This is a genomic window from Streptomyces sp. Y7, from assembly GCF_043195415.1.
Taxonomy (GTDB): domain Bacteria; phylum Actinomycetota; class Actinomycetes; order Streptomycetales; family Streptomycetaceae; genus Streptomyces.
On record NZ_JBIDDQ010000021.1, the window covers coordinates 75,058 to 100,495 of the forward strand.

Here is a 25,438-nt window from a genome sequence, read left to right on the forward strand (position 1 = left end):
CCGGTGCCACGACCCTGAGCACATGGTCACCGCTGCCCGTCACCTCGGGCCCATCCGTCGCCTCGGCACCGTCCGTCACCTCGGACCCAACTGGTACTCCGCCGTCATGGGTACCGCCGCCGTGGCCACCGCCGGAGCCGGACTGCCGCTCCACGTCCCCGGTCTGCGCACCCTCTGCACGGCCGTCTGGGCGCTCTCCCTCCTCCTGCTGCTCACCCTGCTCGGCGCCCGCGCCCGGCACTGGACACGCCACCGCGACCAGGCCCGCGCCCACCTCCTCGACCCGTCCATGGCGCCCTTCTACGGCTGCCTGTCCATGGCCCTGCTCGCCGTCGGCGGCGGTGCCGTCACCGTCGGCCGGGACTGGACAGGCGGCTCGGCGGCGGTCGCGCTCGACGCGGTGCTGTTCGTCGCCGGCACGGCGATCGGACTGGCGGCGGCCGTCGCGGTCCCGTACCTGATGGCCGTACGCCATCGCATCGAACCGGCGCAGGCCACGCCCGTGTGGCTGCTGCCGCTCGTCGCGCCGATGGTGTCGGCCGCGCTCGGGCCGCTGCTGGTGCCGCATCTGCCGCCCGGGCAGGCCCGGGAGACGCTGCTTCTCGCCTGTGTCGCGATGTTCGGGCTCAGTCTGCTCGCCACCCTGCTGATGCTGCCGCTGGTGTTCGCCCGGCTGATCACGGGCGGCCCGCTGCCCCTCGCCCTCACTCCGACCCTGTTCCTGGTGCTGGGCCCGCTCGGCCAGTCGACGACCGCCGTCGGCGCGTTCGCCGATGTCGCCCCGGGTGTCGTCCCGGCGCCGTACAGCGAGGGCTTCGGGATTCTCGCCGTGCTGTACGGCGTGCCCGTCATGGGCTTCGCGCTGCTGTGGTTCGGGCTCGCCACCGCGCATGTCGTGCGCGCCCGGCGGCACGGCATGGGCTTCGCGATGACCTGGTGGGCGTTCACCTTCCCGGTCGGCACCTGTGTCACCGGCGCCGCGGCACTGGCCCGGCACACCGGGCTCGTCGTCTACGAGGGGCTCACCGTCGCCCTGTACGCGGTGCTCGTCGTGGCCTGGGCCGTCGCCGCCCTGCACACCGCTCGCGGGCTGCTCAGCGGCGCGCTGCTCGCAGCGCCCGCGCCAGCACGCGTGGCGCCTCGGCCAGTGACGGGCCGTACCACGTCAGATGCCGTCCGCTGACCAACGCGCAGGGCCGGCCGGCGAACGCCTCCGGGCCGTCGTCGGCGGTGAAGCGGTAGGGCTCGTCGGGGAGGACGACGACGTCCGGGGCCGCCGCGAGCAGGTCGTCCAGGGGGATGCGCGGGTAGCGGTCGTCGTGCGTCGCGTACACGTGGTCCACGCCGAGGCGGGTCAGGACGTCGCCCGCGAAGGTGTCCCGGCCGAGCACCATCCAGGGGCGTCGCCAGATCGGGACCACCGCTGTCGTACGGCGGTCCGGGGCCGGCAGCGACGACCAGGCCCGCTCCGCCTCGTCCAGCCAGCGCGGGCGGGGCGGCGCCCCACAGGCGTGCAGTACGCGCGTCAGCTCGACGAAGGCCTGCGGGACGTCCCGCACCTCGGTCACCAGGACCTCGACGCCGGCCGCGCGCAGGGCATCGAGGTCGGGGGCGCGGTTCTCCTCCTCGTTGGCGATCACCAGGTCGGGGGCGAGCGCGACGATCCGGTCCACCTCGGGATTCTTGGTGCCGCCGACGCGGGTGACGTCCAGTCCGGCAGGGTGGCTGCACCAGTCCGTGGCGCCGACGAGGACGCCGGGCGCCGAGACGGCCACGGCCTCCGTCAGGGACGGCACCAGGGAGACGACGCGCATCAGCGTCCCGGCCGGTCCCGGACCGCCTCGATGTGCTCGGCGACCGCGACGACGACCACCCGGGTGTCCGGCACGGTCGCCCGCCACCGGTGCCGTACCCCACCGGTGAGGTACAGGGTGTCGCCCCGTCCCAGACGGTAGGCGCGGCCCTCGGCCTCGATCTCGACGGCGCCGTCGGCGACGTACATCAACTGGTCGTTGCGGTACTGGAATTCACGGCCCGCGTCATGGTCTCCGGTGAACTCCGAGGCGTGCATCTGGTGGTGACCGCGCACCAGGGACCGCGTCCGGGGTTCCGGCGCCAGTTCGGTGGTGTCGGCCCGCACGACGTCGACGCTGCACGCGGGGTCGGCGGCGGCGAGGAGTTCCACGGCGGTCGTCCGCAGCGCGTCGGCGACCTTTTCGAGGGAGCTGCGGCTGGGGCGCGCCCGGTCGTTCTCGACCTGGCTCAGGAAGGGCACCGACAGGCCGCTGCGCTCGGCCACGACGGCGAGGGTGAGGTCCAGTGCACGGCGTCGCCGCCGTACGGCCGCGCCCACCCGAAGGGGTTGTTCTTTGTGGTCGCCCATCGCTCCGGCTCCCTCCTTCGCTCGTCGGTCCACTGTCCTCGCGCCCGACTTCCGGCGCACACCTTCTGTTGAGTTCTCTGCACCCTACGCATGTTCGGCAAACCGTTTCATGCGGCCGTCACATCGACGACACATCGGGTGAGGTACGACCCACAGGTTCGCGCCAGCCGATCGGCCCGCGCGACCCACCGGGCGCCCCCGTGGCGCCCCTGACTGCCGCTCAGTACGCGAGCGCCGCTGTTCTGTTCCATGCGTCCGCACACTCCCATTTTCCCTCTTCCCCGCCGATGGGCGGGCCTGGGCGGAGAGGTGGTGGAGGGGAGCGCGCGAGGGCGGGAAGTAGGGGCCGGTCAGAGGGAGTTCACACGGCCCAGCTCAGGTGGTGAGTTAGCGCTGCGTGGTTGGCCGGATCCTTTTCGTAGTGTGCCGGGTGACTATGCGCAGACGCCACGAGGGGCGGGCCCGCCGTACGGAGGGGAAAAACGTACGGCGTGACCCACCCCTCGGGTGGCGGTCGGGCCCGTCAGGTCACCCGGCCGCCTGGCTCTTCTGCGCGGACCCGGCGACCGGGGCCCACTTGTCCAGCAGGCCCGGGTTCCGCTTCAGCCAGGTGCGCACCGCGTCCTGCTCCTTGCCCTTGCCGGCCTTGGTGATCTGCGACTCCAGGCTCGTGAGCTGCTTCTCGGTCATGGAGAAGTCCTTCAGCCACTTGCCGACCTCGGGGTTGTCCCCGGCGAAGCCCTTGCGGGCGAGGGTGTGCACGCCGTCGCCCTTGCCCCAGGCGCCCTCGGGGTCCTCGAGCTTGGTCAGGTCGTAGTCGCTGTACGCCCAGTGCGGGGACCAGAGCGTGACGAGGACGGGCTCCTTCTTGGCGTACGCGCGCTTGAGCTCGGCGAGCATCGCGGGCGTCGAGCCGTCCACGACCTCGTACGTGCCCTCGAGGCCGTACTTCTTGAGGACCGTGTCCTTGAGCATGCCCATCATGCCGGCGCTCGGCTCGATGCCGATGATCTTGCCCTTGAACTTGGAGGCGTTGTTCTTGAGGTCCGCCATGGACTTCACGCCCTTGACGTACGAGGGGACGCTCAGCTCCAGGGAGGTGGGGCCGTACCAGGAACCGAGGTCCTCGAGCTGCTTCCCGTACTTCTTCCAGTACTCGGCGTGCGTGGTGGGCAGCCAGGAGTCCGTCTCGAAGTCGATCTGGCCGGTGGCGAGACCCGTGTAGAGGGGGCCGGCGGCGTACTGGCTGGTGGTGACCTTGAAGCCGCGCCGCTCCAGCAGTTCCTTCCAGAGGTACGTGGAGGCGATGCCCTCGTCCCACGGGATGTAGCCGATCTTGACTTCCTTGCCCTTGCCGACGTCCGTGGCGGAGGCCTCGGCGGTGCCGGAGGCCGGGCCGAGGACGCCCATGCCGCCCGCGACGAGGGACAGCGCGGCCACGCCGGCGACGGCGACGACCGGGCGCGGGCGGTAGTTCCAGACCTTGATGCCGCCCGCGGCACGCGCCTTGGCGGCGGCGCGGCGGCCGAGCGGGGAGATCTGGGCGCCGAGCGCGCCGGTGAGGCGGTCCAGGTAGATGGCGAGGACGACGATGCCGACGCCGGCCTCGAAGCCGAAGCCGATGTCGAGCTGGCCGATGGCCTCGTTGACCGCGCCGCCGAGGCCGCCGGTGCCGACCATGCCGGCGATGACGACCATCGACAGGCTCAGCATGATCACCTGGTTGATGCCCGCCATGATCGTCGGCAGGGCGAGCGGGAGCTGGACACGCAGCAGGGTGTCCCGTGGTGTGGTGCCGAACGCCTCGGCCGCCTCGACCAGCTCCGCGTCGACCTGGCGGATGCCGAGCTCGGTCATGCGGACGCCGGGGGCGAGCGCGAAGATCAGGGTGGCGATGACACCGGCGGCGGTGCCCAGTCCGAAGAAGAGGATGGCCGGGATCAGCAGCACCATCGACGGCATCGTCTGGAGCAGGTCCAGGACGGGCCGGACGGCCGCGCTGACCGTCCTGGAGCGGGCGGCCCAGATGCCCAGGGGGATCGAGAGCACCAGGGCGATGACCGTGGCGACCAGGACGAGGGCCAGTGTCGACATGGCCCGGTCCCACAGTTCGAGCGAGTCGACCAGTGCGAAACCGGCGAAGGCGAGGACGCCCGCGACCAGACCGCGCAGCCACCAGGCGAGCACGGCGAGGATGCCGGCGAGGAGAAGGGGCTCGGGGGCGGTCAGGACGGCGTTGAGGCCGTCGTACATGCCCTCCACGACCGTCTTGATCGCGTCGAAGAGCCAGCCCATGTGGGCGACCAACCAGTCGACGCCGGAGTCGACCCAGTCACCGAGACGCAGCCTAGGCATGGGCGATCACCTTGCCCTCGGGGTTGTCGCAGGGCGAGGGATCGGCGCTCTCGTCACCGAGGAACCCGACCAGCCGCTGGCGCGGGACGACGCCGACGACACGGTTGTCGTCGTCGACGACCGTGACGCGGTGCGACAGGCGGGCGCTGATCGCGCACAGCTCCACGAACGACGTCTCGCTGGTCGCGGTCTCGCAGGTGCACAGCGGGGCGTCGGCGGTGACCGAGGTGTCCATGAGGGCGCCCGCGGTCAGCACGCGGGAGCGGTCGACGTCCTGGATGAAGGAGGCGACGTAGTCGTCCTCGGGGCGCAGGAGGATGTCCTCGGCGGTGCCGGTCTGGACGATGCGGCCGTCCCGCATGACGGCGATGCGGTCGCCGAGGCGCATGGCCTCGTTGAGGTCGTGGGTGATGAAGACGATCGTCTTCTTCAGGCTCTTCTGCAGCTGGAGCAGCTGGTCCTGCATGTCCCGCCGGATCAGCGGGTCGAGCGCGCTGAAGGACTCGTCCATGAGGAGCAGGTCGGCGTCGGTGGCGAGGGCGCGGGCCAGGCCGACGCGCTGCTGCATACCGCCGGACAGCTCGTCGGGCCAGGACTTCTCCCAGCCGCCCAGACCGCACAGCTCAAGGGCCTCGGCGGCGCGCTTCTCGCGCTCGGCGCGCGGCACGCCCTGGACGGCGAGGCCGTAGGCGGCGTTCTCCAGCACGCTGCGGTGCGGGAACAGCGCGAAGTGCTGGAACACCATGCTGATCTTCTTGGCGCGGACCTCGCGCAGCTCGCGGTCACTGATCGCGGTCAGGTCCCGGCCGTCGAAGCGGACGTGACCCGCGGTCGGCTCCAGCAGGCCGTTGAGCAGCCGCAGCAAGGTGGACTTGCCGGACCCGGACAGGCCCATGACGACGAAGATCTGGCCGGGTTCGACGGTGAAGGAGGCGTCGATCACGGCGGCGGTGGTGCCGTCGGCGCGCAGCTCCTCACGGTCGGCTCCGTGGCGGAGCCGCTCGACGGCCTCGTCCGGTCGTCTGCCGAACACCTTGTACAGATGGTCGGCCTCAAGCCTGGATGACACGGGTACCTCTTGTCTCGACGGCAATGGAACGGAGCGACTGGCGCAACAGTTGCGCAGGAGGCGTCGCTCCGGGCTCGCGCCTGCCCGGGTTCTCCGCACACAAACGCACAAGTGGTCCAGGCCACAGGGCGGGTACGCAGCGCAACGCGGCGCTCACCGAACGGCTCGATGTCAGTGCCGTACGGCATGATGCGTGGCGTGACCGGACGACTGATGCTCCTCGACACCGCCTCGCTGTACTTCCGCGCCTACTTCGGCGTCCCGGACTCCGTGAAGGCCCCGGACGGCACTCCGGTGAACGCCGTGCGCGGACTCCTCGACTTCATCGACCGCCTGGTCAAGGACCACCGCCCGGACGCGCTGGTGGCCTGCATGGACGCGGACTGGCGGCCCGAGTGGCGGGTCGAGCTGATCCCCTCCTACAAGGCGCACCGGGTCGCCGAGGAGCGCGAGGTCGGGCCGGACGAGGAGGAGGTGCCGGACACGCTGTCGCCGCAGGTGCCGGTCATCGAGGCCGTCCTGGACGCGCTCGGCATCGCGCGCGTGGGCGTCGCGGGGTACGAGGCGGACGACGTGATCGGCACGTTCACGGCCCGCGCGAAGGGCCGGGTCGACATCGTCACCGGCGACCGCGACCTGTACCAGCTGGTCGACGACGAGCGCGGGGTGCGGGTGCTGTACCCGCTCAAGGGTGTCGGCACGCTCCAGCTCACCGACGAGGCGTGGCTGCGCGAGAAGTACGGCGTCGACGGCGGCGGGTACGCCGATCTGGCGCTGCTGCGCGGCGACCCGAGCGACGGCCTGCCGGGCGTGCCCGGGATCGGCGAGAAGACGGCCGCGAAGCTGCTGGCCGAGTTCGGGGACCTGGCCGGGATCATGGCGGCCGTCGACGACCCGAAGGCGAAGCTCACGCCCTCGCAGCGCAAGCGACTGGCGGAGTCGCGGCCGTATGTGGCCGTGGCCCCGAAGGTCGTGCGGGTCGCGCTGGACGTCCCGCTGCCCGACATCGACACGGCGCTACCGCGCACGCCCCGGGATCCGGCGGCCCTCGACGAGCTGGCGACGCGCTGGGGGCTCGGTGGATCGCTCCAGCGGCTCCTGGTGACGCTGGGGGCGTGAGACCGATGGGGGCGTGAAGTGCGCCCGGATCGTACGCATGGGGCTCGTGGCGCGGGGAATTCGGTCCGTAAGTGTGCGACATGCACCAGTCCATGAACGTTCATAGCGGCATTCCCCAGGCGGAGGTGCTAACTTAGGTAAACCTAAGCTTGGAACGAGGGAGGCCAGTGATGGCGCTACGCCCTGCCCGCAGGCCGCGGAAGCCCCACTCCGCGCAGGTCATCCGTACCGAACGGCTGACCCCGCACATGCAGCGTGTGGTGCTGGGCGGTGAGGGGCTCGCCGAGTTCGCGGCGGACACCTGCACGGACCATTACGTGAAGATGCTGTTCTCCCCCACCGGGGTGAGCTACCCCGAGCCCTTCGACCTGGAGCGCATCCGCGAGGAGCTGCCGCGCGACCAGTGGCCCGTGACGCGGACGTACACCGTGCGGGCCTGGGATCCCGAGCATCGTGAACTGACCCTGGACTTCGTGATTCACGGCGACGAGGGCCTGGCCGGCCCGTGGGCGATGCGTGCCCAGCCGGGCGAGACCGTGCGTTTCATGGGCCCCGGCGGCGCCTACGCCCCCGACCCGGACGCCGACTGGCATCTGCTCGTCGGCGACGAGAGCGCGCTGCCCGCGATCGCCCGCTCCCTGGAGTCTCTGCCGGAAGGCGCCACCGCGTACGCCTTCGTGGAGGTCTCCGGCCCCGAGGAGGAGCAGAAGATCGACTCCGACGTCGAGGTCATCTGGCTGCACCGCGGCTCGCGGCCCGTCGGCGAGGCGCTGGTCGAAGCGGTGCGCGCGCTGGAGTTCCCGGAGGGCCGGGTGCACGCGTTCGTGCACGGCGAGGCGCATTTCGTGAAGGAGCTGCGCCAGTTGCTGCGGGTCGACCGGGGCATCTCCCGTGAGGACCTCTCCATCTCCGGCTACTGGCGGCTCGGCCACGACGAGGACGGCTGGCAGGCGTCGAAGCGGGACTGGAACGCCCGGATCGAGGCGGAGCAGGAGGGGGCGGCGCCGGCGGCGTAGCTCCGATCGCACATCGGAAGGGGCGGCACCCGGCGAGGGTGCCGCCCCTTCCGCCTGCTGTCAGACCGAGCGCTGGTAGGACCGGAACGTCCGGATGGACAGCCACACCGCGGCGATCGCCAGCGCCAGCAGCCCGCCGCCCCGGATCAGGACGTCACTCCGGTCGGGGTGGTCGGACAGCGCCGAACGGCCCGCGACCATGGCCCAGTCGAGCGGGTTGAAGTCGGCGATGTGCCGCATCCAGTCCGGCATCTGCGACGGCGCCATGAAGGCGGAGGACAGGAAGGTCAGCGGCAGCAGCAGGAAGGTGTTGATGCCGATGATCGACTCGCGCTCCCGCACCAGCATGCCCAGCGCGTTGGACAGGGCCCCGAAGACGGTGCCGAGCAGGACCGCGGCGACGACCAGGACGCCGATGCCGACGACGCCGCCCGGGTAGTCCGCGCCGCCCAGCAGGCCGAGCAGCACGATGACGACCGACTGGAGGGCGGTGACCAGGCCGTTGTTGACGACGTTGCCGTTCATCAGCGCGGCCCGGCTGACCGGCGTGGTCAGGAACCGGTCGAGCGTGCCGCGCTGGATCTCGTCCAAAGTGGTCATCCCTGCCCACATGTTGGAGCTGAGGGCGCTCATCACGACGACGCCGGGCACCAGGTAGTCGAGATAGGACGTGGTGCCGAAGCCGCCGAGCTCGACAACCTCCTTGAACAGGCTGCCGAACAGGAAGAGCCAGATCACCGGCTGGATCAGCGTGATGATCGCGTAGGCCGGCTGCCGCACGAACACCATGAGTTGACGCTGCGTCATGTACCAGGTCTGGGAGATCGCGGTGCTCATCGCGCACCTCCGGTGCCGGCGGGGATCGAAGCGCTCATGGCGCCCTCGGTCCCGGCGGAGATCGAAAGGCTCATCGCGCACCCGGTCCCGGCGAGGACGAGGTCCTCGCGGCCATCGGCCTCGGCCTCGGCGTAACGGCGGCCCGCGTAACGCAGGTAGACGTCGTCGAGGGAGGGGCGGGCGACGGTCGCGGCGGCGACGCCGACCCCGGCGCGCTCGAGAGCGGCGAGGAGCGCGGGCATCGCCGCGGCGCCTTCGTCGGCCCGCACACTGACGCGGCGCCCCTCGAGCAGTACGTCGTACACCCCCGGCAGTGCGCGAAGTGTGCCGGTGAGGAGCGTACGCCCCGCCTCCCCGACCGGTTGGCGCAGTTCCACATGGACGGCGTCGCCGCGGAGTTCGCCCTTGAGGGCGTCCGGGGTGCCCGAGACGACGATCCGGCCGCGGTCGACGATCGCGATGCGCTCGGCGAGCCGGTCGGCCTCCTCCAGGTAGTGCGTGGTGAGCAGGACGGTCATGCCGTCCTCGCCGGCCAGCCGCCCGATCTCGTCCCACATCGCGGCGCGGGTCTCGGGGTCGAGGCCGGTGGTGGGCTCGTCCAGGAAGAGCACGTCGGGCCGGTGTACCAGACCGAGGGCGACGTCGAGGCGTCGGCGCATTCCACCGGAGTAGCCCTTGACCGGGCGGTCGGCGGCGTCGGTGAGCCGGAACCGGTCGAGCAGCTCGGCGACCCGGCGGCCGAGGTCCGCACGGCCCAGGCCGTGGAGCCTGCCCTGGAGTCGAAGGTTCTCGCGGCCGGTGGCGACCGGGTCCGCGCCGGAGTTCTGGGCGACCACGCCGATCGCGCGGCGTACCCGGTCCGGGTGGCGCAGCACGTCGTGGCCCGCGACGGTGGCCGAGCCCGCGTCGGGGCGGGCCAGGGTGGTGAGGATCTTGACGGTGGTGGACTTGCCGGCGCCGTTCGGGCCGAGGAGGCCGAAGACGGTGCCGGGTTCGACGGTGATGTCCATGCCGTTGAGGGCGGTGACCTCGCCGTAGGTCTTGGTCAGCCGGCGCGCCTCGACCGCGGGCGCACGGGTGCCAGGGCTGGTACTGCTCATGACGACTGCTCTCCTGTCGAGCGGATGCGTGATCGATCCGCGTGAGGAGCGCCGGGCTATCCTGGGTGTGCCGCACCTCGATCGCCCGGTCACGCCTCACGGCGGACTCGGTTCGGGGTTCGAGACCCTGGCGGGGCTGCTGCAACAGCGCCGCCGGGGTCTGCTTCTTCAGGGCGCTAGGTGAACTCCTGCGGCATCTCCCCCGTCTCGTGATACCGCCGCCACGGTTCGACGCCGGGCAGGGTGCCCTTCCTGATCTCCTCCAGGAAGCCGCGGACCCACTCGGCCTGCGCCTCGACCATGTGCAGTTGGTACTCGGTCTCCACCAGGAAGAGCCTCGGCAGCGTCTCGTAGAGCTTCTCCAGCGCTCCACGGCCGCTCGCCGCCTGCACCTCCAGGGCCTTGAGCCGCTCCTCCAGCAGCCGCACCACCTCGTCCGGCGGCAGCGCGCCCATCAGCGAGAGGGCGGTCTCGAAGATCGGGTACTCCTTCGCGGGCACGGCCATGAGGTCCGACAACCACTCGGTCATCTCCTCACGGCCGGCCTCGGTGAGCCCGTACACCGTGCGCTCGGGCCGGTTGCCCTGCTTCTGCACCTCCGTGACCTCGACGAAGCCGTGCTTCTCGAGGTTCTGCACGACGGTGTACAGCGAACCGTAGTTGATCTTCGTGCTGGCGTCCTTGCCCTGCTGGCGCAGGGTCTGGGCGATCTCGTACGGATGCATCGGCTTCTGCCACAGCGTCGTCAGCACGGCGAGCGCGAGCGGATTGCCGAGCTTGCGGCGCCTCAGGGCCATGATGTTCACCTCGCGTCCGAATATCCGTGGCCGAACATATCGCGAGTGGAACGGGCCGGTCAAGAGACACGATGTATCGCGTCTCGCGACGTGACCGGGCGGAGGGCGCGGAGGGCAGGGGGCCACACCAGGAGCCACCCCCGCCCCACCGATCCCACCTCGGCGCCGCACCCCTCCGCCCATCCACCGCTCACAAGCCCGGTACAGGCGGCGCGCCCGAAGGAGCGGGGCGTGAGACCGCGCGCCGGGTGGCCAGGGCGTCCGCTCCACGCGCCGGAGTGCACCCCCTTTCCGACGACCGGAAACCATCGCATGGTGCGAGGAGATGGGCTGTCAGGGAGAGTTGACGGCACCAGTGGGTGTCGCACCCGGGCCCGTGAGGGTGGTGTCCGGATGGCCGCGTGGGTCGGCAGGGGGACTCGGGATGGTCAGGACGAGTCGGCCGAGTTGAGGCGGGACCGGTGGCCACGATGTGCGATGCACCCAAGCACCCCGGGATCGCACCGAATGCGCACTTCGGGGCGCCCAGCGGCGGCTCCTTCCCCAACCCCGAACCTGTCTCGAACAGTTGACTAATCACATAGGTGCAGCGGAAGGTGGAGGGTGATCCACGACCGCGCCGCCGACGTCGCGGTCGTGGCGGTAGCGGCCACCGACCGTCTGCGCTCGTCCAGCGGTCGTCCCGGAGGCCGCGGCCGATGTCACGCCCGGAACGCGACATGACCGGGTCAGCTCGACCGGTTGCGGTCAGCGGGCCTCATTGGTGCACGAATCAGCCACGCCGCGGTCGCGGCGTGTGGAGCACAGCGCGTAGTTCATGGACTTGGTCGACTCCGCCTCCCGGAGGGCATCATGAAAGGCTCTGCTCCTGACCAGTTACCTGGGGCCGTCTTCCCTGGTCGGGCACACACCCCGGTCGGTGCGCGCCACCCGGGCGGCCAATTACGGTCTGCCGGTGCGAACTCAATCCGGACGCCTCCGATTCGGTGTTCCGTGCAGCCAGAGCGGGCGAATGAGGAGCAGAGGACGCCGTCGACGGAGCCATGTCCATCCATCAGCGGGGTTGAGAGGCAGGAGGTGCCCGTATGACCACTTTTGACGCTGCAACCGCCCCGCCGGAGGGCTTCCGGGTTCCAGCGCTCCGCGGTCCGGTCCCGGTGCGCATGCATCCCGAAGCCGACCGCGTGCAGGAGAGCCTCCTGCAATGGGCGTCCTTCCACGGGCTGTTCCAGAGTTCACGGCAGCGGGACGGGTACGCCCACAGCGAGTTCGCCCGCTTCGCCGGCTACACCTATCCCCGCGTCGCCGCACTCGAGACGGTGGCGTGGTGGCATGGTCACAACTGGCTCGTGGACGACTTCCTCGACCGGCCGCGCACCGAAGACGCACAGGCAGAGGCACTGGTGGCCGACCTGCTCGCGCAGCTACCGGTGGATCTCACAGAGCGGCCGAAGCCCAAAGGGGCTCTGGCCGCCGCTGCCGCCGACCTGTGGCGACGTACGGCGCCGGGGCGTTCGCCGGCCTGGCGAAGCCGGTACCGTGCCCACTACCGCGACTGGCTGGCCCTTTCCCTGCGCGCCCGCCCGCACCGGCAGGGGCGCAGCGCACTGGTGAGCGTCCCTACGTACATACGCCGCCGGCGTCTGCACTCGGGGGCCGAGATGACCTTCGACCTGTTGGAGGTCGGTCACGACCGGGAGTTGCCGGAGGCCGTGGTCGACAGCGATCTGTACCGCACGGTGCGATTCGCCGCGAACGATGCGATCAGCTGGACGAACGACCTGTACTCACTGCCCAAGGACCTCGCGGAAGGCGACGCGGACCACCTCACCGCAGTCGTCCGGCAGGCCCGTGGCAGCACCTGGGGCGAGGCCGCCAGGAAAGCCGCCCGTATGGTGCACGAAGCCACCGCCGACTTCATGACCGCCTGCGACGACCTGCGCGCCATGCGGGGACTGTACGAGGTCACCGATGCCCAGTGGGACGTCGTCGACGACTCGCTGAAGGACTTGGCCCTGTGGATCAGCGGCAGCCTCTACTGGCACCAGCACACTCCCCGGTACCGGAACAGCCCCGAGGCCACCGCGTTCGCGATGCGCGAGGAGGACCAGCTCGACTACGCGGGGCACTGATCGGCGCAGCCGTACAGGGCTGCATCGTCAGTTGCCTTCCGCAGGCGTGTCCAGCCACCGAGGTGAGGAGGGCACGCCTGCCGGTCGCGCCTCGTACCCTTGATCGTGATGAGACGCCGTACTTCGCCCCCGCCCTCTCCTCTGCCGCAGCGCGACGGGGTGGACCCCGTGCGGGTGCGGCTGCCGGCCGGGGACACCTGGCCGACCGTGCGGGATCATCTCGTGGCGCGGCTCGCCGTCGGGGCCCAGGTGATCGACACCATGCTCGACGAGGGCCGGATCGTGGACGCGGAGGGGCGTCCGGTGTCTCGCGACACGGCGTACGTGCCGGGGATGTTCGTATGGTTCCACCGTGAGCTGCCACACGAGGAGCACGTGCCCTTCCCGATCGACATCGTGTACCGCGACGAGCACGTGGTGGTGGCCGACAAGCCGCATTTCCTGGCCACCACCCCCCGCGGCAGCCATGTCACCGAAACCGCCCTGGCCCGGCTGCGACGGCAGCTGGAGATCCCGACGCTCGGCGCGGCCCACCGCCTGGACCGGCTGACCGCCGGACTCGTCCTTTTCACCGTGCGACCGGAGGAACGCGGCGCCTACCAGACGCTGTTCAGCGCCAGGAAGGTGACGAAGGAGTACGAGGCGGTGGCCCCGTACGACCCTGCACTGGACCTCCCGCGCACCGTACGCAGCCGCATCCTCAAGGAACGCGGCATCCTGGCCGCCCGCGAGATCGCGGGCGAACCCAACGCCGTGACCCGGGTCGAACTACTGGAACACCGTGCCGGGCGTGCCCGGTACCGGCTGTTGCCGCGTACCGGGCAGACCCACCAACTACGGGTGCACATGAGCGCCCTGGGGGTACCGATCCTCGGCGATCCCCTCTACCCGGTGGTGTGCGATCCCGTGGCCGCCGACGACTTCCGACGCCCGCTCCAACTGCTGGCGCGAGTCCTGGAGTTCACCGATCCCATCACGGGGCGCGAGCACCGTTTCGTCAGCCCGCGGGTGCTGCGGGCCTGGACGTCGTACGACGAGTGGGCCGCATAGGCCCAGCTGCCGAGTGCGCCGGTCAGGCCCGTGCCCGTCGGATCAGTCGCCGCGCCACCAGCGCATCAGACGCTGGAACACACCCGGTCGGGGGGTTGCTTCAGGCGTCGCTGAAGGTGCCGGAGCGGCGGGCGCCGCGGTGACGGGCTCCGAGGCCACCGGCGGTGGCTTCGGCGCGCTGAACTGCCAGTTGTTGGGTCGTTGCGACGACACCGGGTGCGCGGGACGTGCTGTGACCTCCTGCTGCGGCTTGGGCGCGAACTGCACCGGCAGTTCCACCAAATGCCGATTCGAGATCGACTCCCGCCAGCTCAGCTCGTCCTCCTCACAAGCGAGTTCGACGTCCGGAAGGCGGGTCAGCAACGCGTCGACGCCGACGTCGGCGATGGCACGACCGATGTCCTGGCCCGGGCACTCGTGGGAGCCGCCGCTGAAGGCGAGGTGGGAGCGGTTGCCATGCATGTTGGCCCTGGTGTCGGGACGCACGCGTGGGTCGACGTTGCCCGGAGCGATACCCATCAGCAGGCCGTCGCCCTTGCGAATGCGCTGACCGCCGAGCTCGGTCTCCTGCTTGGCGAAGTAGCCCAGGACGGTACTGAACGGCGGTTCGTCCCACAGGGACTGCTCCACTGCCTGAGGCACCGTCATCTGGCCGCCGTTGAGTTGCGCGCGGAACCTCGGATCGGTGAGCACCACGCGCAGTACGTTGGCAAGGAGGTTGGCGGTGCTTTCGTACGCGACGATGAGCACGAGGCGCAGATGCTGGCTGACCTCCTCGTCGGTGAGCCGCGCCGGGTGGTTGATGAGATGGCTGGTGAAGTCGTCCTGGGGCTCGGCCCGGCGGCGGCTCGTGAGCCGCATCAGGACTTCCATGATGTACGCGTTGCTGGCGATGGCGGTCTCGGTGCCCTTGGGAAGGTCACGAGCACATTCGACGAGCCGGTCGTTGTACTCCTCGGGCATGCCGAAGATCTCGCACATCACCACCATGGGCAGGCGCTCGGCGAACTGCGTGACCAGCTCCGCCCTGCCCTCCTCGCAGAACTTGTTGACGAGTTGCTGGGTGGCACGGTTGATGTGGCGGCGAATGCCCCGGTGGTCGATGGTGGACATGGCCCCGGTAACGGCACCGCGCAGTCGCAGGTGCTCCTCGCCTTCCGCGTAGCAGCAGAGGGGCTGCCAGGCGAGATGCGGCATGAGCGGGTGATCCGGCTTTACCGCACCGTCCTGCAGAGGCGCCCACAGCCGCGTATCCCGGCTGTACTGCGAAGGCGACCGCACCATATGCATGTTCTCCGTGTGCCCCAACACCACCCAGATCGGCACATCGTCATGCAACAACGCCGGAGCCACCGCGCCGTGCTCCTCGCGCAGTTTCTCGTACACCGCCTCCAGGTCCTCCGCGTCGGGACCGTAGAGCCGGCGCAGTCCGCCGGGGCCGATGCCGTGTGCGGGGCAGCCGGGGGGTGGGCCTGCCGTGGGGGCGTCCGTACCGGTCGGGAAGAGGGATTCAGGCGTCACGATGATCGCTCCGAAGCTGAAGTGGATCCGGTCTACAGAAGATGAGGGGGTGCCGGGCGCCGCACGGGCGGACGCGACTCGGGGGACGCGTGCGGCCGTACGGCGCGATCGGCGCGTGACTCACGCCGGCGCTTTCGCCATCGCCAGCGCGTGCAGGAAGCGCATCAGCGTCATCAGCACATCCCTGCTGGAGGCTCGACGGCGAGCGTCGCACTCGATGATCGGGATCTCATCGGGCAGATCGAGCGCCGTGCGGAGTTCGGGGATGGGGTAACGCGGGGCGTCCGGGAAGGTGTTGACGGCGACGACGAACGGCACGCCGCGTTCCTCCAGCCGCCCCATGACGTCGAAGCTGGTCTCCAGACGCCGCGTGTCGATCAGCACGACCGCGCCGAGCGCACCGTCGAACAGCCCGTTCCACAGGAACCAGAAGCGCTCCTGGCCGGGGGTGCCGAACAGGTACAGCACGAGCTGTTCGGTGATGCTGATGCGGCCGAAGTCCATCGCCACGGTGGTGGCCGTCTTGGTCTCCGAGCCGAAGTTGTCGTCGACGCCGATGCCGGCCTGCGTCATGGTCTCTTCGGTGGTCAGTGGCCTGATCTCGCTGACCGAGCCGACCATCGTCGTCTTGCCGACGCCGAAGCCGCCCACGATCACGATCTTGACCGCCGCCTCGGCCGTGTGCGGCAGCTGGTCCTCGGTCCGGGGGCCGGGGACGGTGTCAGAGCCTTTGAAGTCCATGCATCACCGCTTCGAGGATTGAACGGTCGGCGACGGCCTGACGCACGATCGGGGCACGCGCCGTCACCAGCCCGGCCGCCAGCATGTCGGTGAGCAGGACCGTGATCACGCTGAACGGCAGGTTCAGATAGGCCGAGAGCTCGGCCACGGACAGGGGGGTGGTGGTGAGCCGGAGCAGCGCCGACTGCTCGGGCGTCGCGGCGGGCGGGGGGTCGGCGCGCGCCACGATTAAGGCGACGAGGTCGAGGTCGCCGTCGCGCTCACCACCGTCCGGTCCGGCCACCACGAAGAGCCGCTCGGGGTTCTTCTGCTTCCCGGGACCGGGCGAGGGAGGAGGCGGGGGCGGGGGCGGTTGATGGCCCTGGGGGAATCGCCGCTGGCGTTGCGGAGGAGTCATACGGTCTGGCCGTTGCGCCGGGGCGGACTCGTGAGATGTGCGCCGATGCGGGCCACGAGGTCGGACATCCGGTTGCTCATCAGCCCCGGTTCGGCGAACGTGTCGGACAGCACGGCGAGATAGGCGTTGGCGCCCGCGGCCATCAGATAGAAGTAGCCGCCGTTGATCTCGATGAGGACCATCTTCATCTTGCCGTCGCTGTTCGGGATCTCCGAGGCGACCGCGCTCGCCAGGCTCTGGAGTCCGGCGCAGGCCGCGGCGACCCGGTCGGCCGTGTCCGGATCGCCGCCGTAGCGGGCGATCCGAAGACCGTCGGCCGAGAGCACGACGATCATCTCGATGCCCGGTACGCCGTCGTGGAGCTCCTTGAGCATCCAGTCGAAGTTGGCGCGCTGCTGGATCACTTGAGGTCCCCCTCGTCTTCGGCCTCGGCGCGGGCCGGTTGGGTTCGCGGTTGGAGTGTGAGCGGGTCGGGCTTGTCCTTGAGGCCGTTCCAGAACGCCTCGACCCACGCGCCGGGTACGGGCTCGTCCTTCTCGGGCTCCGGCTCGGGCTCGGCCGCACGCGTCGACCAGATGGTCGGCTTGCCCTCCCGTTCGGCCTGCTCGATGGCCGCCTGTTCGGCGATGCGCTTGCTGAGCGGGGTCTTGACCCTGCTGCGGCGCTGCGGAAGCCCGTTCGCCGTCCACTCGGTGACGACCGGGACGTCGTCCTCCATGGAAACCGTGGCGGGGATCTTCGGGCTGGTGGGGCGGCGCTTCTTGGGCGTGCGCTTGGGGCCTTCGAGCCCGTCGGGGTCCGCCTTGGGTGCCGCGGCTGCGCCGATGCCGTGGGCCAGTCCGGGGGCGGGGTCGTTGGTCATCATCTCGCGCGGCACCACGAGGATGGCGCGTACGCCGCCGTACGCGGAGGACCGCAGCGAGACCTGCATGTTGAACGCCGTGCACAGCCGGCCGACGACGGCGAGGCCGAGCCGCGGGGAGTCGCCGAGGTCCTGCAGGTCGGTACCCTGCTTGGCGCGCTCCAGCATGCCCTCGACCCGGGCGCGGGCCTCCTCGCTGAGGCTGACGCCGGAGTCCTCGATCTCGATGGCGACGCCGGTCTGCACCTCGGTGGCGGTGACGTGCACCTTGGTCTGCGGCGGCGAGTAGCGCGTGGCGTTGTCGAGGAGTTCGGCCGCCGCGTGGATGATCGGCTCGACGGAGATGCCGGCGATGTTGACCTGGACGATGGAGTCCAGGCTGATGCGGCGGTACTCCAGAATCCGGGACATGGCGCCGCGCAACACGCTGTACAGCGGGACGGGGTCGGGCCACTGGCGTCCGGGACGGCCGCCGCCCAGCACGGAGATCGAGTCGGCGAGGCGGCCGATCAGCATCGTGCCGTGGTCGATGCGCAGGAGGTCGTCGAAGACCTCGGGGTTGCGCCCGTGGTCCTCCTCCATCTCGCGCAGTTCCACGGCCTGTTGGTGGACGATCGCCTGGACGCGGCGGGCGATGTTGACGAAGGAGCGCTGGGCGGAGTCACGCAGGGCTTCCTCATGGTCGACGATGTCGAGCATCGACTTGACCAACTCGACCTGCGCCGGGGCGAGTTGGCCGTACGAGGGGTCGAGCTCGGCGAGGTCGCGCATCACTTCATGGGGTGAATTGCCGCAGCGCAGCGAATAGATCGCGGCGGGCGTGATCTCCGTGGCGAGGCGGGCCATCTCCTCACCGTGGGCGGCGACACGGCGTTCCAGATACGCGGCGTGACGGGCGTGCTCGGCCCGCGCGTCCCGCAGGGCGCGACCGCGGCGTACCGCCTCGGCCGCGGAGGCCAGCACGAGCAGCATGGCCACGGCACCGCACACGCCGACGGCCGTCCGGGCCGGGTCCGCCACCAGGGCGACGGCGGCTCCGATCGCCGCGGCCATCACTATGGCGGGCAGCAACAGCACACGTGCATAGGGGAGTTCACGGCGTCGGGGCGGGGATTGAACGCTCACCATGTGGGCCCTCTGAAACCAATCGGGTGGGTGTAGGGGGAGCTTGCAGCGGGGTACTTCATGGGTAGGTCGGAATCTTCTGCGCGTTTGGGAACAAGCGCACGATTACACCTCAACTCGGTGCGCTGCGGGCGAGCTTAGTCCGACCGGATCATCGCTGTGTCATATTCAGCAAGCACCTGAAATGGGGTGCACGGCAGCGGTACGCTCGGCCCCATTTATACGCTCGGATCACATTCGAACACGATGCGTTACATCGCGAAGATGTTCGAAGATTACTCACCGTGACGGGTGAAGATCGGGTTCCGGACCCCGGATCGAGCGTTCGGCGGGAGCGGCGGCGCCCGTCGTGGGCGGGAGCGGCGGCGTCCGTCGAGGACGGACGAGAGGCGCGCGCCACGACGACGGCGGAAACAACAAAGGCAAGGAGCCTCACCGCTCCTTGCCACTCTCAACTTATAGCGCACCGGGGGGCTTGCGGCAAGGCCCCCTCCATGCCGCAGAATCTCCGCTCGTAAGCCCACGACCTGCGGAAACGGGAGGCATATCAGTGCGTGCGTGTGGTGTGACCGCGCAGGCCCGGATCGTCGCCGCACACGAGGTCCGCCCACGACCGACCTACGGAGCCAAAGCCGTGAACCCCCTGACCACCAGCGCCTTCGCCCTTCCGGAACGCCTCTCCGCCAAGAGCGACCCCGCACTGATCGCCGCCGACGAGCGGCGCTTCGCCGCCATCGCGGAGTGCCTCGAGGAGTCCATCGCCGAGCTGTCCGACCGGCTCGCCGCCGCCCGCAGGGAACCGGGCGGCACGGGCCGCGAGGCGATGGACCGCGACAACGAGATCCACCGGCTCAGCGCCCGGCTGCGCACCCTGCGCCGCTTCGGCCTGGACCTGTGCCTCGGCCACATGGTCGGCGAGGACGGTGCCGAGCCCGTCTACGTGGGACGCCTCGGCCTGACCGACAGCACGGGCCGCCGGCTGCTGGTGGACTGGCGCTCCCCCGCCGCCGAGCCGTTCTTCGGCGCCACCCACGCCAACCCGATGGGCCTGGCCGGCCGCCGCCGGTACCGCTGGACCGGGGGCCGGATCACCGACTACTGGGACGAGGTGTTCACCCCGGACGGCTTCGACGGGCATGCCGCGCTCGACGACCAGTCCGCGTTCATCGCGAGCCTGGGCAGCACCCGCTCCCCGCGGATGCGCGATGTGCTCGGCACGATCCAGGCCGACCAGGACGCGATCATCCGCGCGGGGTCGCGGGGCGCGCTCGTCGTGGACGGCGGTCCCGGCACCGGCAAGACAGTCGTCGCCCTGCACCGCTCCGCCTACCTGCTGTACTCCGACCCGCGGCTCGACCAGCGCCGGGGCGGCGTGCTGTTCGTCGGCCCGCACCGGCCGTACCTGGCGTACGTCTCCGACGTCCTGCCCAGCCTCGGCGAGGAGGGCGTGCAGACCTGCATCCTGCGCGACCTCGTCCCCGAGGGCGCCTCCGCGGGAGTCGAGGCCGATCCTGAGGTGGCGCGTCTGAAGTCGTCCGCGGACCTGGTGCGGGCGATCGAGAAGGCCGTCCGCTTCTACGAGGAGCCACCCACCGAGGGCATGACGGTCACCACCCACTGGTCCGAGGTACGGCTGACCGCCCGCGACTGGGCCGTGGCCTTCGACGCGGCCGAGCCCGGTACGCCGCACAACGAGGCCCGCGACCAGGTCTGGGAGGAGTTGCTGACGATCCTGGTCGACCAGCACGAGGAGGACGCCTCCGGAGACGACGGTGAGATCTCCCCCGAGCTGATCCGCAGGTCGCTGTCGCAGAACCGGGAGCTGCGCTCGGCCTTCGACCGGTCGTGGCCGCTGCTGGAGGCGGCGGACCTGGTCGGGGACCTGTGGTCGGTCCCGGCCTATCTGCGGATGTGCGCACCCTGGCTCGGCCGCGAGGAGGTGCAGCGGCTCCAGCGGGCCGACGCCCAGGCGTGGACGGTGTCCGACCTTCCGCTCCTGGACGCCGCACGGCAGCGCCTCGGTGACCCTGAGGCGGCGCGCCGCAGCCGCCGCCACAAGAGCATCCTCGCCGCCCAGCGCGAGCGGATGACGCAGGTCGTCGACAGCCTCATCGAGGCCACGGCGAAGTCCGGCGCCGACATGGATGAGGGCGAGGGCCTGGTGATCATGCTGCGGGGGCAGGACGCCCAGGTCAGTCTGGTCGACGAGTCCGAACTGACCGACGTCGACCCGGACCGCCTGGCCGGACCGTTCGCGCACATCGTCGTCGACGAGGCGCAGGAGCTGACCGACGCGGAGTGGCAGATGCTGCTCCAGCGCTGCCCGTCACGCAGCTTCACCATCGTCGGCGACCGTGCCCAGGCCCGGCACGGGTTCACCGAGTCATGGCAGGAACGCCTCGCCCGCGTCGGGCTCGACCGGATCGACCTGGCCTCCCTGAACGTCAACTACCGCACGCCCATGGAGATCATGACCGAGGCCGAGCCGGTCATCCGGGCCGCGCTGCCGGACGCCAATGTGCCGACGTCGATCCGCAGCGGGGGCATCCCCGTGGTCCACGGAACGGTCGCGGACCGGGACCCGATCCTCGCCGCCTGGCTCGCCGAGCACGCGGAGGGAACCGCCTGCGTCATCGGCGACTCGACGTACCGCCCGACGGACCGCGTACGGTCCCTGACCCCCGAGCTGTCCAAGGGCCTGGAATTCGACCTGGTCGTCCTGGTGAACCCGGAGAACTTCGGCGAGGGCATCGAGGGAGCGGTGGACCACTACGTGGCGATGACACGAGCGACACGGCAACTGGTCGTGCTCCGCTGACGACACGCCCTCAGGGGCGCTGGGCCGCCGTCCGCTGACGGCACGCCCCCAGGGGCGCGGGGCTGCATTGATATGCGGCTCCGCCGCGGGGAGCGGGGCTGCATCGATATGCGGCTCCGCCGCGGGGCGCGACCAGCCGGCCCACCCCGCGCCCGCCCTGGGTCACCCCACCGACGAGTAGGCGACAACCCCCCGCAGCAGCCCCTCCACAGCCTTACGCGCGCTCTTCCCCACGGTCGAGTCGGAAGGAGACGCCGCCGAGATCTGCCCCAGCACGTCGATCACCTGCTTGCACCACCGCACGAAGTCCCCGGCCGGCATCTCCGCCTCCCGCAGCACCTCGTCCAGTCCCTTGCCGCTGGCCCACATGTAGGCGGCCCAGGCGAAGCCCAGATCCGGTTCACGCTGGCCGACACCCTCGGTCTGGGTGATCCTGAAGTCCTCCTCCAGAGCGTCCAGCCGGCCCCAGATCCGCACCATCTCACCGAGCGCGGCCTTGGCCTTGCCCGACGGCAGCTTCGGGGCCATCGCGTCGTCCCCGACCCGTGCCTCGTAGACCAACGCCGAGACGCAGGCGGCGAGTTCGGCCGGGCCGAGGCCCTCCCACACCCGCTCGCGCAGGCACTCGCTGGCGAGCAGGTCGAGTTCGCCGTACAGCCGGGCGAGGCGCTTGCCGTGCTCGGTCACCTCGTCGCCGCGCAGATAGTCCAGCTCGGTCAACAGCGCGACGATGCGGTCGAAGGTGCGCGCGATCGTGTTCGTGCGGCCCTCGATACGGCGCTCCAGCTGCGAGGTGTCGCGCAGCAGCCGGTGGTAGCGCTCGGCCCAACGGGCGTGGTCCTCACGGTCGTTGCAGCCGTGGCAGGGGTGCGCCCGCAGGGCCTTGCGCAGCCGGTCGATCTCGCGGTCGTCCGCGGCCTGGGAGCGCCGCTTGCGGTGCCGGTCCGGGGAGATGTGCCCGGCCTTGGTGCGCAGCGCGGACGCCAGATCCCGACGGGACTGCGGGGAGCGCGGGTTGAAGGACTTGGGGATCCGCATCCGCTCCAGCGCCTCCACGGGCACCGGGAAGTCCATCGCCGCCAGCCGCTTGACCTGCCGTTCGGCGGTCAGGACCAGCGGACGCGGCCCGTCGTGGTGCTCGAAGCCGCGGTGGCCGTTGGAGCGGCCGGCCGGCAGCCCCGGGTCGAGCACCAGCGCGAGCCCGGCGTACTTGCCGGTCGGCACATGGATGACGTCGCCCGGCTTGAGCTTCTCCAGCGCGACGGCGGCCTCCGCGCGCCGCTCGGCCGCGCCCTGCCGGGCCAACTCGTTCTCGCGGTCCTTCAGTTCGCGGCGCAGTTGCGCGTACTCCTCGAAGTTCCCGAGGTGGCAGGTCATCGACTCCTTGTAGCCCTCCAGCCCTTCCTCGTTGCGCTGGACCTGGCGGGAGATCCCGACGACGGACTTGTCGGCCTGGAACTGCGCGAAGGACGTCTCCAGCAGTTCGCGCGAGCGGTGCCGCCCGAACTGCTCGACCAGGTTGACCGCCATGTTGTACGACGGCTTGAAGCTGGAGCGCAGCGGGTAGGTGCGGGTGCCGGCCAGGCCCGCGAGGTGGTCCGGGCTCATGCCGCGCTGCCACAGCACCACGGCGTGTCCCTCGACGTCGATGCCGCGGCGGCCCGCACGACCGGTCAGCTGGGTGTACTCGCCGGGGGTGATGTCGGCGTGCTGCTCGCCGTTCCACTTGACGAGCTTCTCCAACACCACCGAGCGCGCCGGCATGTTGATGCCGAGGGCGAGGGTCTCGGTGGCGAAGACGGCCTTCACCAGGCCGCGGACGAACAGCTCCTCGACGACCTCCTTGAAGGTCGGGAGCATGCCCGCGTGGTGGGCCGCTATACCGCGCTCCAGACCCTCCAGCCACTCGTAGTACCCGAGGACGTGCAGGTCCTCGGTCGGGATGGACGCGGTGCGCTCCTCGACGAGGGCGCGCACCTTCTCCCGCGCCTCGTCGTCGTTCAGCCGCAGCCCCGCGTACAGGCACTGCTGGACGGCGGCCTCGCAGGCGGCGCGGCTGAAGATGAAGGTGATGGCGGGCAGCAGGCCCTCGGCGTCGAGGCGTTCGATGACTTCGGGCCGCCCGGGCGTCCACACCCTGGAGCGCTGTCTGCGATCCCGCTCCCGGTCGGCCTCGCGCATGGCGCGGCCCCGTCTGCGGTCCTGGTAGGAGGGCCGCTGGGACTCCATCCGGGCCAGCCGTGTGAGGTCGGGGTTGACGGCCTTCTTGCTGCCCTCGCCCTCCTCGAACAGGTCGTACATCCGGCGTCCGGCGAGCACGTGCTGGAAGAGCGGCACGGGCCGGTGCTCGGAGACGATGACCTCGGTGTCGCCGCGGACGGTGTCGAGCCAGTCGCCGAACTCCTCGGCGTTGGACACGGTCGCCGACAGCGAGACGAGGGTGACCGACTCGGGCAGGTGAATGATCACCTCTTCCCATACGGCGCCCCGGAAGCGGTCGGAGAGGTAGTGCACCTCGTCCATGACCACGTAGCCGAGGCCGAGGAGGGTCTGCGACCCGGCGTACAGCATGTTCCGCAGTACCTCGGTGGTCATCACGACCACCGCGGCGTCCGGGTTGACGCTGTTGTCGCCGGTGAGCAGACCGACCATGCCGTTGCCGTAACGGCGGCACAGGTCGGCGTACTTCTGGTTGGACAGCGCCTTGATGGGCGTCGTGTAGAAGCACTTCTTGCCCTGCATCAGGGCGAGGTGGACGGCGAACTCGCCGACGATCGTCTTGCCGGAGCCGGTGGGCGCGGCCACCAGCACGCCCTTCCCCGTCTCGAGCGCCTGGCATGCCTCGATCTGGAAGGGGTCGAGGCCGAAGTCGTACATCTCGCGGAAGGAGGCGAGCGCGGTGGCCTGCTCGGCGGCGCGCCTGCGTGCTGCCGCATACCGCTCGGCCGGTGAGAGGTCCTCTGTCATCGTGCTTTCGAGCGTACCGGGCCCCACTGACAACAGGACGATCATTATCCGGATCGGCACCGGGCGGACCCGGGATCCGCGCAGCTCACGACCGCGAAGCGGAAGCGGCCGGGTGCGCCCCGTAGGCGCCCCGGCCTCTTCTTGCCCAGAACCGTCTCTCAGGTGACGTCGTCGTAACCGTTGACCCGCTCCGTGGTCGCCTGCTCCGGCAGGGCACGGCTCGCGGAGACGGTTTCGACCTGCCCGATGTCCTCGGGGGTCAGGTCCAGGTCCGAGGCCTCGTCGTCGGCCGGTCCCATGGCGTCACGGCGGCGCCTGCGGCGGTCGTTGAGCAGGGAGACCGTGACGGCGGCGAAGTACAGGACCCAGATCGGTCCGGCGAGCGCCATCATGGTCAGCGGGTCCGTGCTCGGCGTCGCGAGCGCCGCGAACACGGTGATACCCATGATCATGCCGCGCCACCAGCCGAGCATGCGCTTGCCGGTGATCGCACCCGTGAAGTTGAGCATCACGAGCAGCAGTGGCAGTTCGAAGGAGAGACCGAAGACGATCACCATGCGCGTGACGAGGTCGAGCAGATCGTCGAGCGGCAGGAGGTTGTCGACGCCGAACGGGGTGAACTCGATCAGCACGTCGGCGGTCTTCGGCAGCACCTTGTAGGCGAAGAAGGCGCCGGCGAGGAAGAGCGGGAAGCCCGTGCCGACGAAGGCGTAGGCGTACTTGCGCTCGTGCTTGTGCAGGCCGGGGGCGACGAAGGCCCACAGCTGGTACAACCAGACCGGTGCGGCCAGGACGACACCGGCCATCAGGGACACCTTCAGAGCCAGCGTGAACGGCGCGAGCAGACCGTTGATCGTGATCTGCGCGCACGGGTTCTCGTCGCGCGCCGTCTTGGCCAGTTCCTCGAACGACTTCGGGCAGCCGACCGACTCCAGGACCGGCTTGGTGAAGAAGTTGATGATCTCCTGATAGAAGAAGGCGGCGACGACCGTGATGATCACGATCGCGAGCAGCGCCTTCGCGAGCCGGTTGCGGAGCTCACGAAGGTGTTCCGCGAGGGGCATCCGCCCCTCGGGATCCCTCTCCTCTTTGCGGGCAGACTTCAGCAACCCACGTTCCCATCTCGTGCGGCGGGCCGGAGGTCACCGG

At 70.3% G+C, this 25,438-nt stretch carries 20 protein-coding genes; 6 read left to right on the forward strand and 14 right to left on the reverse strand.

What is annotated here, in order from left to right; genetic code table 11:
• Positions 1-22: 22 nt before the first annotated feature.
• Positions 23-1,183: a TDT family transporter gene (locus ACGFW6_RS34630; RefSeq protein ID WP_393519036.1), complete on the forward strand. Its 1,161-nt coding sequence runs from the start codon at positions 23-25 to the stop codon at positions 1,181-1,183.
• Here ACGFW6_RS34630 and ACGFW6_RS34635 read toward each other — a convergent pair.
• From ACGFW6_RS34635 to ACGFW6_RS34650, 4 genes are all read right to left on the reverse strand, one after another.
• Complete coding sequence (locus ACGFW6_RS34635) at positions 1,095-1,814, reverse strand: helical backbone metal receptor (RefSeq protein ID WP_393519039.1); 720 nt, start codon at positions 1,812-1,814, stop codon at positions 1,095-1,097. The genes ACGFW6_RS34630 and ACGFW6_RS34635 overlap by 89 nt on opposite strands.
• Positions 1,814-2,383, reverse strand: coding sequence for a helix-turn-helix domain-containing protein (locus tag ACGFW6_RS34640; protein ID WP_019759881.1), 570 nt, complete (start codon positions 2,381-2,383; stop codon positions 1,814-1,816). Before ACGFW6_RS34640 ends, ACGFW6_RS34635 begins: the two co-directional genes overlap by 1 nt.
• 528 nt (positions 2,384-2,911) lie before the next feature.
• A complete protein-coding gene (locus tag ACGFW6_RS34645; RefSeq protein WP_393519042.1) occupies positions 2,912-4,738 on the reverse strand; it encodes an ABC transporter permease/substrate binding protein in 1,827 nt (608 codons plus the stop codon).
• Positions 4,731-5,807 carry a glycine betaine/L-proline ABC transporter ATP-binding protein gene (locus ACGFW6_RS34650; protein WP_393519044.1) on the reverse strand — a complete coding sequence of 359 codons (1,077 nt, stop codon included), beginning with the start codon at positions 5,805-5,807 and terminating at the stop codon, positions 4,731-4,733. Before ACGFW6_RS34650 ends, ACGFW6_RS34645 begins: the two co-directional genes overlap by 8 nt.
• A 168-nt stretch (positions 5,808-5,975) precedes the next feature.
• Here ACGFW6_RS34650 and ACGFW6_RS34655 point away from each other — a divergent pair, with 168 nt between their 5' ends.
• Positions 5,976-6,926 carry a 5'-3' exonuclease H3TH domain-containing protein gene (locus tag ACGFW6_RS34655; protein WP_393519047.1) on the forward strand — a complete coding sequence of 317 codons (951 nt, stop codon included), beginning with the start codon at positions 5,976-5,978 and terminating at the stop codon, positions 6,924-6,926.
• Between the two features lie 170 nt (positions 6,927-7,096).
• Entirely contained in the window at positions 7,097-7,942 is an 846-nt protein-coding gene (locus ACGFW6_RS34660) for a siderophore-interacting protein (RefSeq protein WP_393519050.1), read from the forward strand.
• Between the two features lie 60 nt (positions 7,943-8,002).
• Here ACGFW6_RS34660 and ACGFW6_RS34665 read toward each other — a convergent pair whose 3' ends face one another.
• The 3 genes from ACGFW6_RS34665 to ACGFW6_RS34675 all read right to left on the reverse strand — a co-directional run bounded on the left by ACGFW6_RS34665 (position 8,003) and on the right by ACGFW6_RS34675 (position 10,676).
• Positions 8,003-8,779 carry an ABC transporter permease gene (locus tag ACGFW6_RS34665; protein ID WP_393519053.1) on the reverse strand — a complete coding sequence of 259 codons (777 nt, stop codon included), beginning with the start codon at positions 8,777-8,779 and terminating at the stop codon, positions 8,003-8,005.
• Complete coding sequence (locus tag ACGFW6_RS34670; protein WP_393519056.1) at positions 8,776-9,879, reverse strand: ATP-binding cassette domain-containing protein; 1,104 nt, start codon at positions 9,877-9,879, stop codon at positions 8,776-8,778. Before ACGFW6_RS34670 ends, ACGFW6_RS34665 begins: the two co-directional genes overlap by 4 nt.
• A gap of 176 nt (positions 9,880-10,055) precedes the next feature.
• Positions 10,056-10,676, reverse strand: a complete 621-nt coding sequence (locus tag ACGFW6_RS34675) for a PadR family transcriptional regulator (RefSeq protein WP_393519059.1) — start codon at positions 10,674-10,676, stop codon at positions 10,056-10,058.
• Between the two features lie 1,085 nt (positions 10,677-11,761).
• On the opposite strand from ACGFW6_RS34675, the gene ACGFW6_RS34680 reads away from it, so the two are divergent.
• Complete coding sequence (locus tag ACGFW6_RS34680) at positions 11,762-12,808, forward strand: hypothetical protein (protein ID WP_393519062.1); 1,047 nt, start codon at positions 11,762-11,764, stop codon at positions 12,806-12,808.
• Between the two features lie 108 nt (positions 12,809-12,916).
• On the forward strand, positions 12,917-13,858 hold the full coding sequence (locus ACGFW6_RS34685) for an RluA family pseudouridine synthase (protein WP_393519064.1): 942 nt from the start codon (positions 12,917-12,919) through the stop codon (positions 13,856-13,858).
• Positions 13,859-13,900: 42 nt separating this feature from the next.
• On the opposite strand, the gene ACGFW6_RS34690 is transcribed toward ACGFW6_RS34685, so the two are convergent.
• The 5 genes from ACGFW6_RS34690 to ACGFW6_RS34710 form a co-directional block, all read right to left on the reverse strand.
• Complete coding sequence (locus tag ACGFW6_RS34690; RefSeq protein ID WP_393519067.1) at positions 13,901-15,379, reverse strand: cytochrome P450; 1,479 nt, start codon at positions 15,377-15,379, stop codon at positions 13,901-13,903.
• A 120-nt stretch (positions 15,380-15,499) separates the two neighbouring features.
• Complete coding sequence (locus tag ACGFW6_RS34695; RefSeq protein WP_393519070.1) at positions 15,500-16,120, reverse strand: ATP/GTP-binding protein; 621 nt, start codon at positions 16,118-16,120, stop codon at positions 15,500-15,502.
• On the reverse strand, positions 16,101-16,517 hold the full coding sequence (locus tag ACGFW6_RS34700) for a DUF742 domain-containing protein (protein ID WP_393519073.1): 417 nt from the start codon (positions 16,515-16,517) through the stop codon (positions 16,101-16,103). The genes ACGFW6_RS34695 and ACGFW6_RS34700 overlap by 20 nt, the downstream gene beginning before the upstream one ends.
• Positions 16,514-16,921, reverse strand: a complete 408-nt coding sequence (locus ACGFW6_RS34705) for a roadblock/LC7 domain-containing protein (RefSeq protein WP_359049465.1) — start codon at positions 16,919-16,921, stop codon at positions 16,514-16,516. Before ACGFW6_RS34705 ends, ACGFW6_RS34700 begins: the two co-directional genes overlap by 4 nt.
• Positions 16,918-18,507 carry a sensor histidine kinase gene (locus tag ACGFW6_RS34710; RefSeq protein ID WP_393519076.1) on the reverse strand — a complete coding sequence of 530 codons (1,590 nt, stop codon included), beginning with the start codon at positions 18,505-18,507 and terminating at the stop codon, positions 16,918-16,920. The genes ACGFW6_RS34705 and ACGFW6_RS34710 overlap by 4 nt, the downstream gene beginning before the upstream one ends.
• 631 nt (positions 18,508-19,138) lie before the next feature.
• On the opposite strand from ACGFW6_RS34710, the gene helR reads away from it, so the two are divergent.
• The gene (gene helR, locus ACGFW6_RS34715) at positions 19,139-21,322 is read left to right on the forward strand and encodes an RNA polymerase recycling motor ATPase HelR (protein ID WP_393519078.1); all 2,184 of its coding nucleotides are present in this window, start codon (positions 19,139-19,141) and stop codon (positions 21,320-21,322) included.
• A gap of 162 nt (positions 21,323-21,484) precedes the next feature.
• Here the strand turns inward: helR and ACGFW6_RS34720 are convergent, their stop codons facing one another.
• Together ACGFW6_RS34720 and tatC are read right to left on the reverse strand one after the other, a co-directional pair.
• On the reverse strand, positions 21,485-24,334 hold the full coding sequence (locus ACGFW6_RS34720; RefSeq protein ID WP_393519179.1) for a DEAD/DEAH box helicase: 2,850 nt from the start codon (positions 24,332-24,334) through the stop codon (positions 21,485-21,487).
• A 113-nt stretch (positions 24,335-24,447) separates the two neighbouring features.
• Positions 24,448-25,398 carry a twin-arginine translocase subunit TatC gene (tatC, locus tag ACGFW6_RS34725; RefSeq protein ID WP_393519081.1) on the reverse strand — a complete coding sequence of 317 codons (951 nt, stop codon included), beginning with the start codon at positions 25,396-25,398 and terminating at the stop codon, positions 24,448-24,450.
• Positions 25,399-25,438 lie beyond the last annotated feature (40 nt).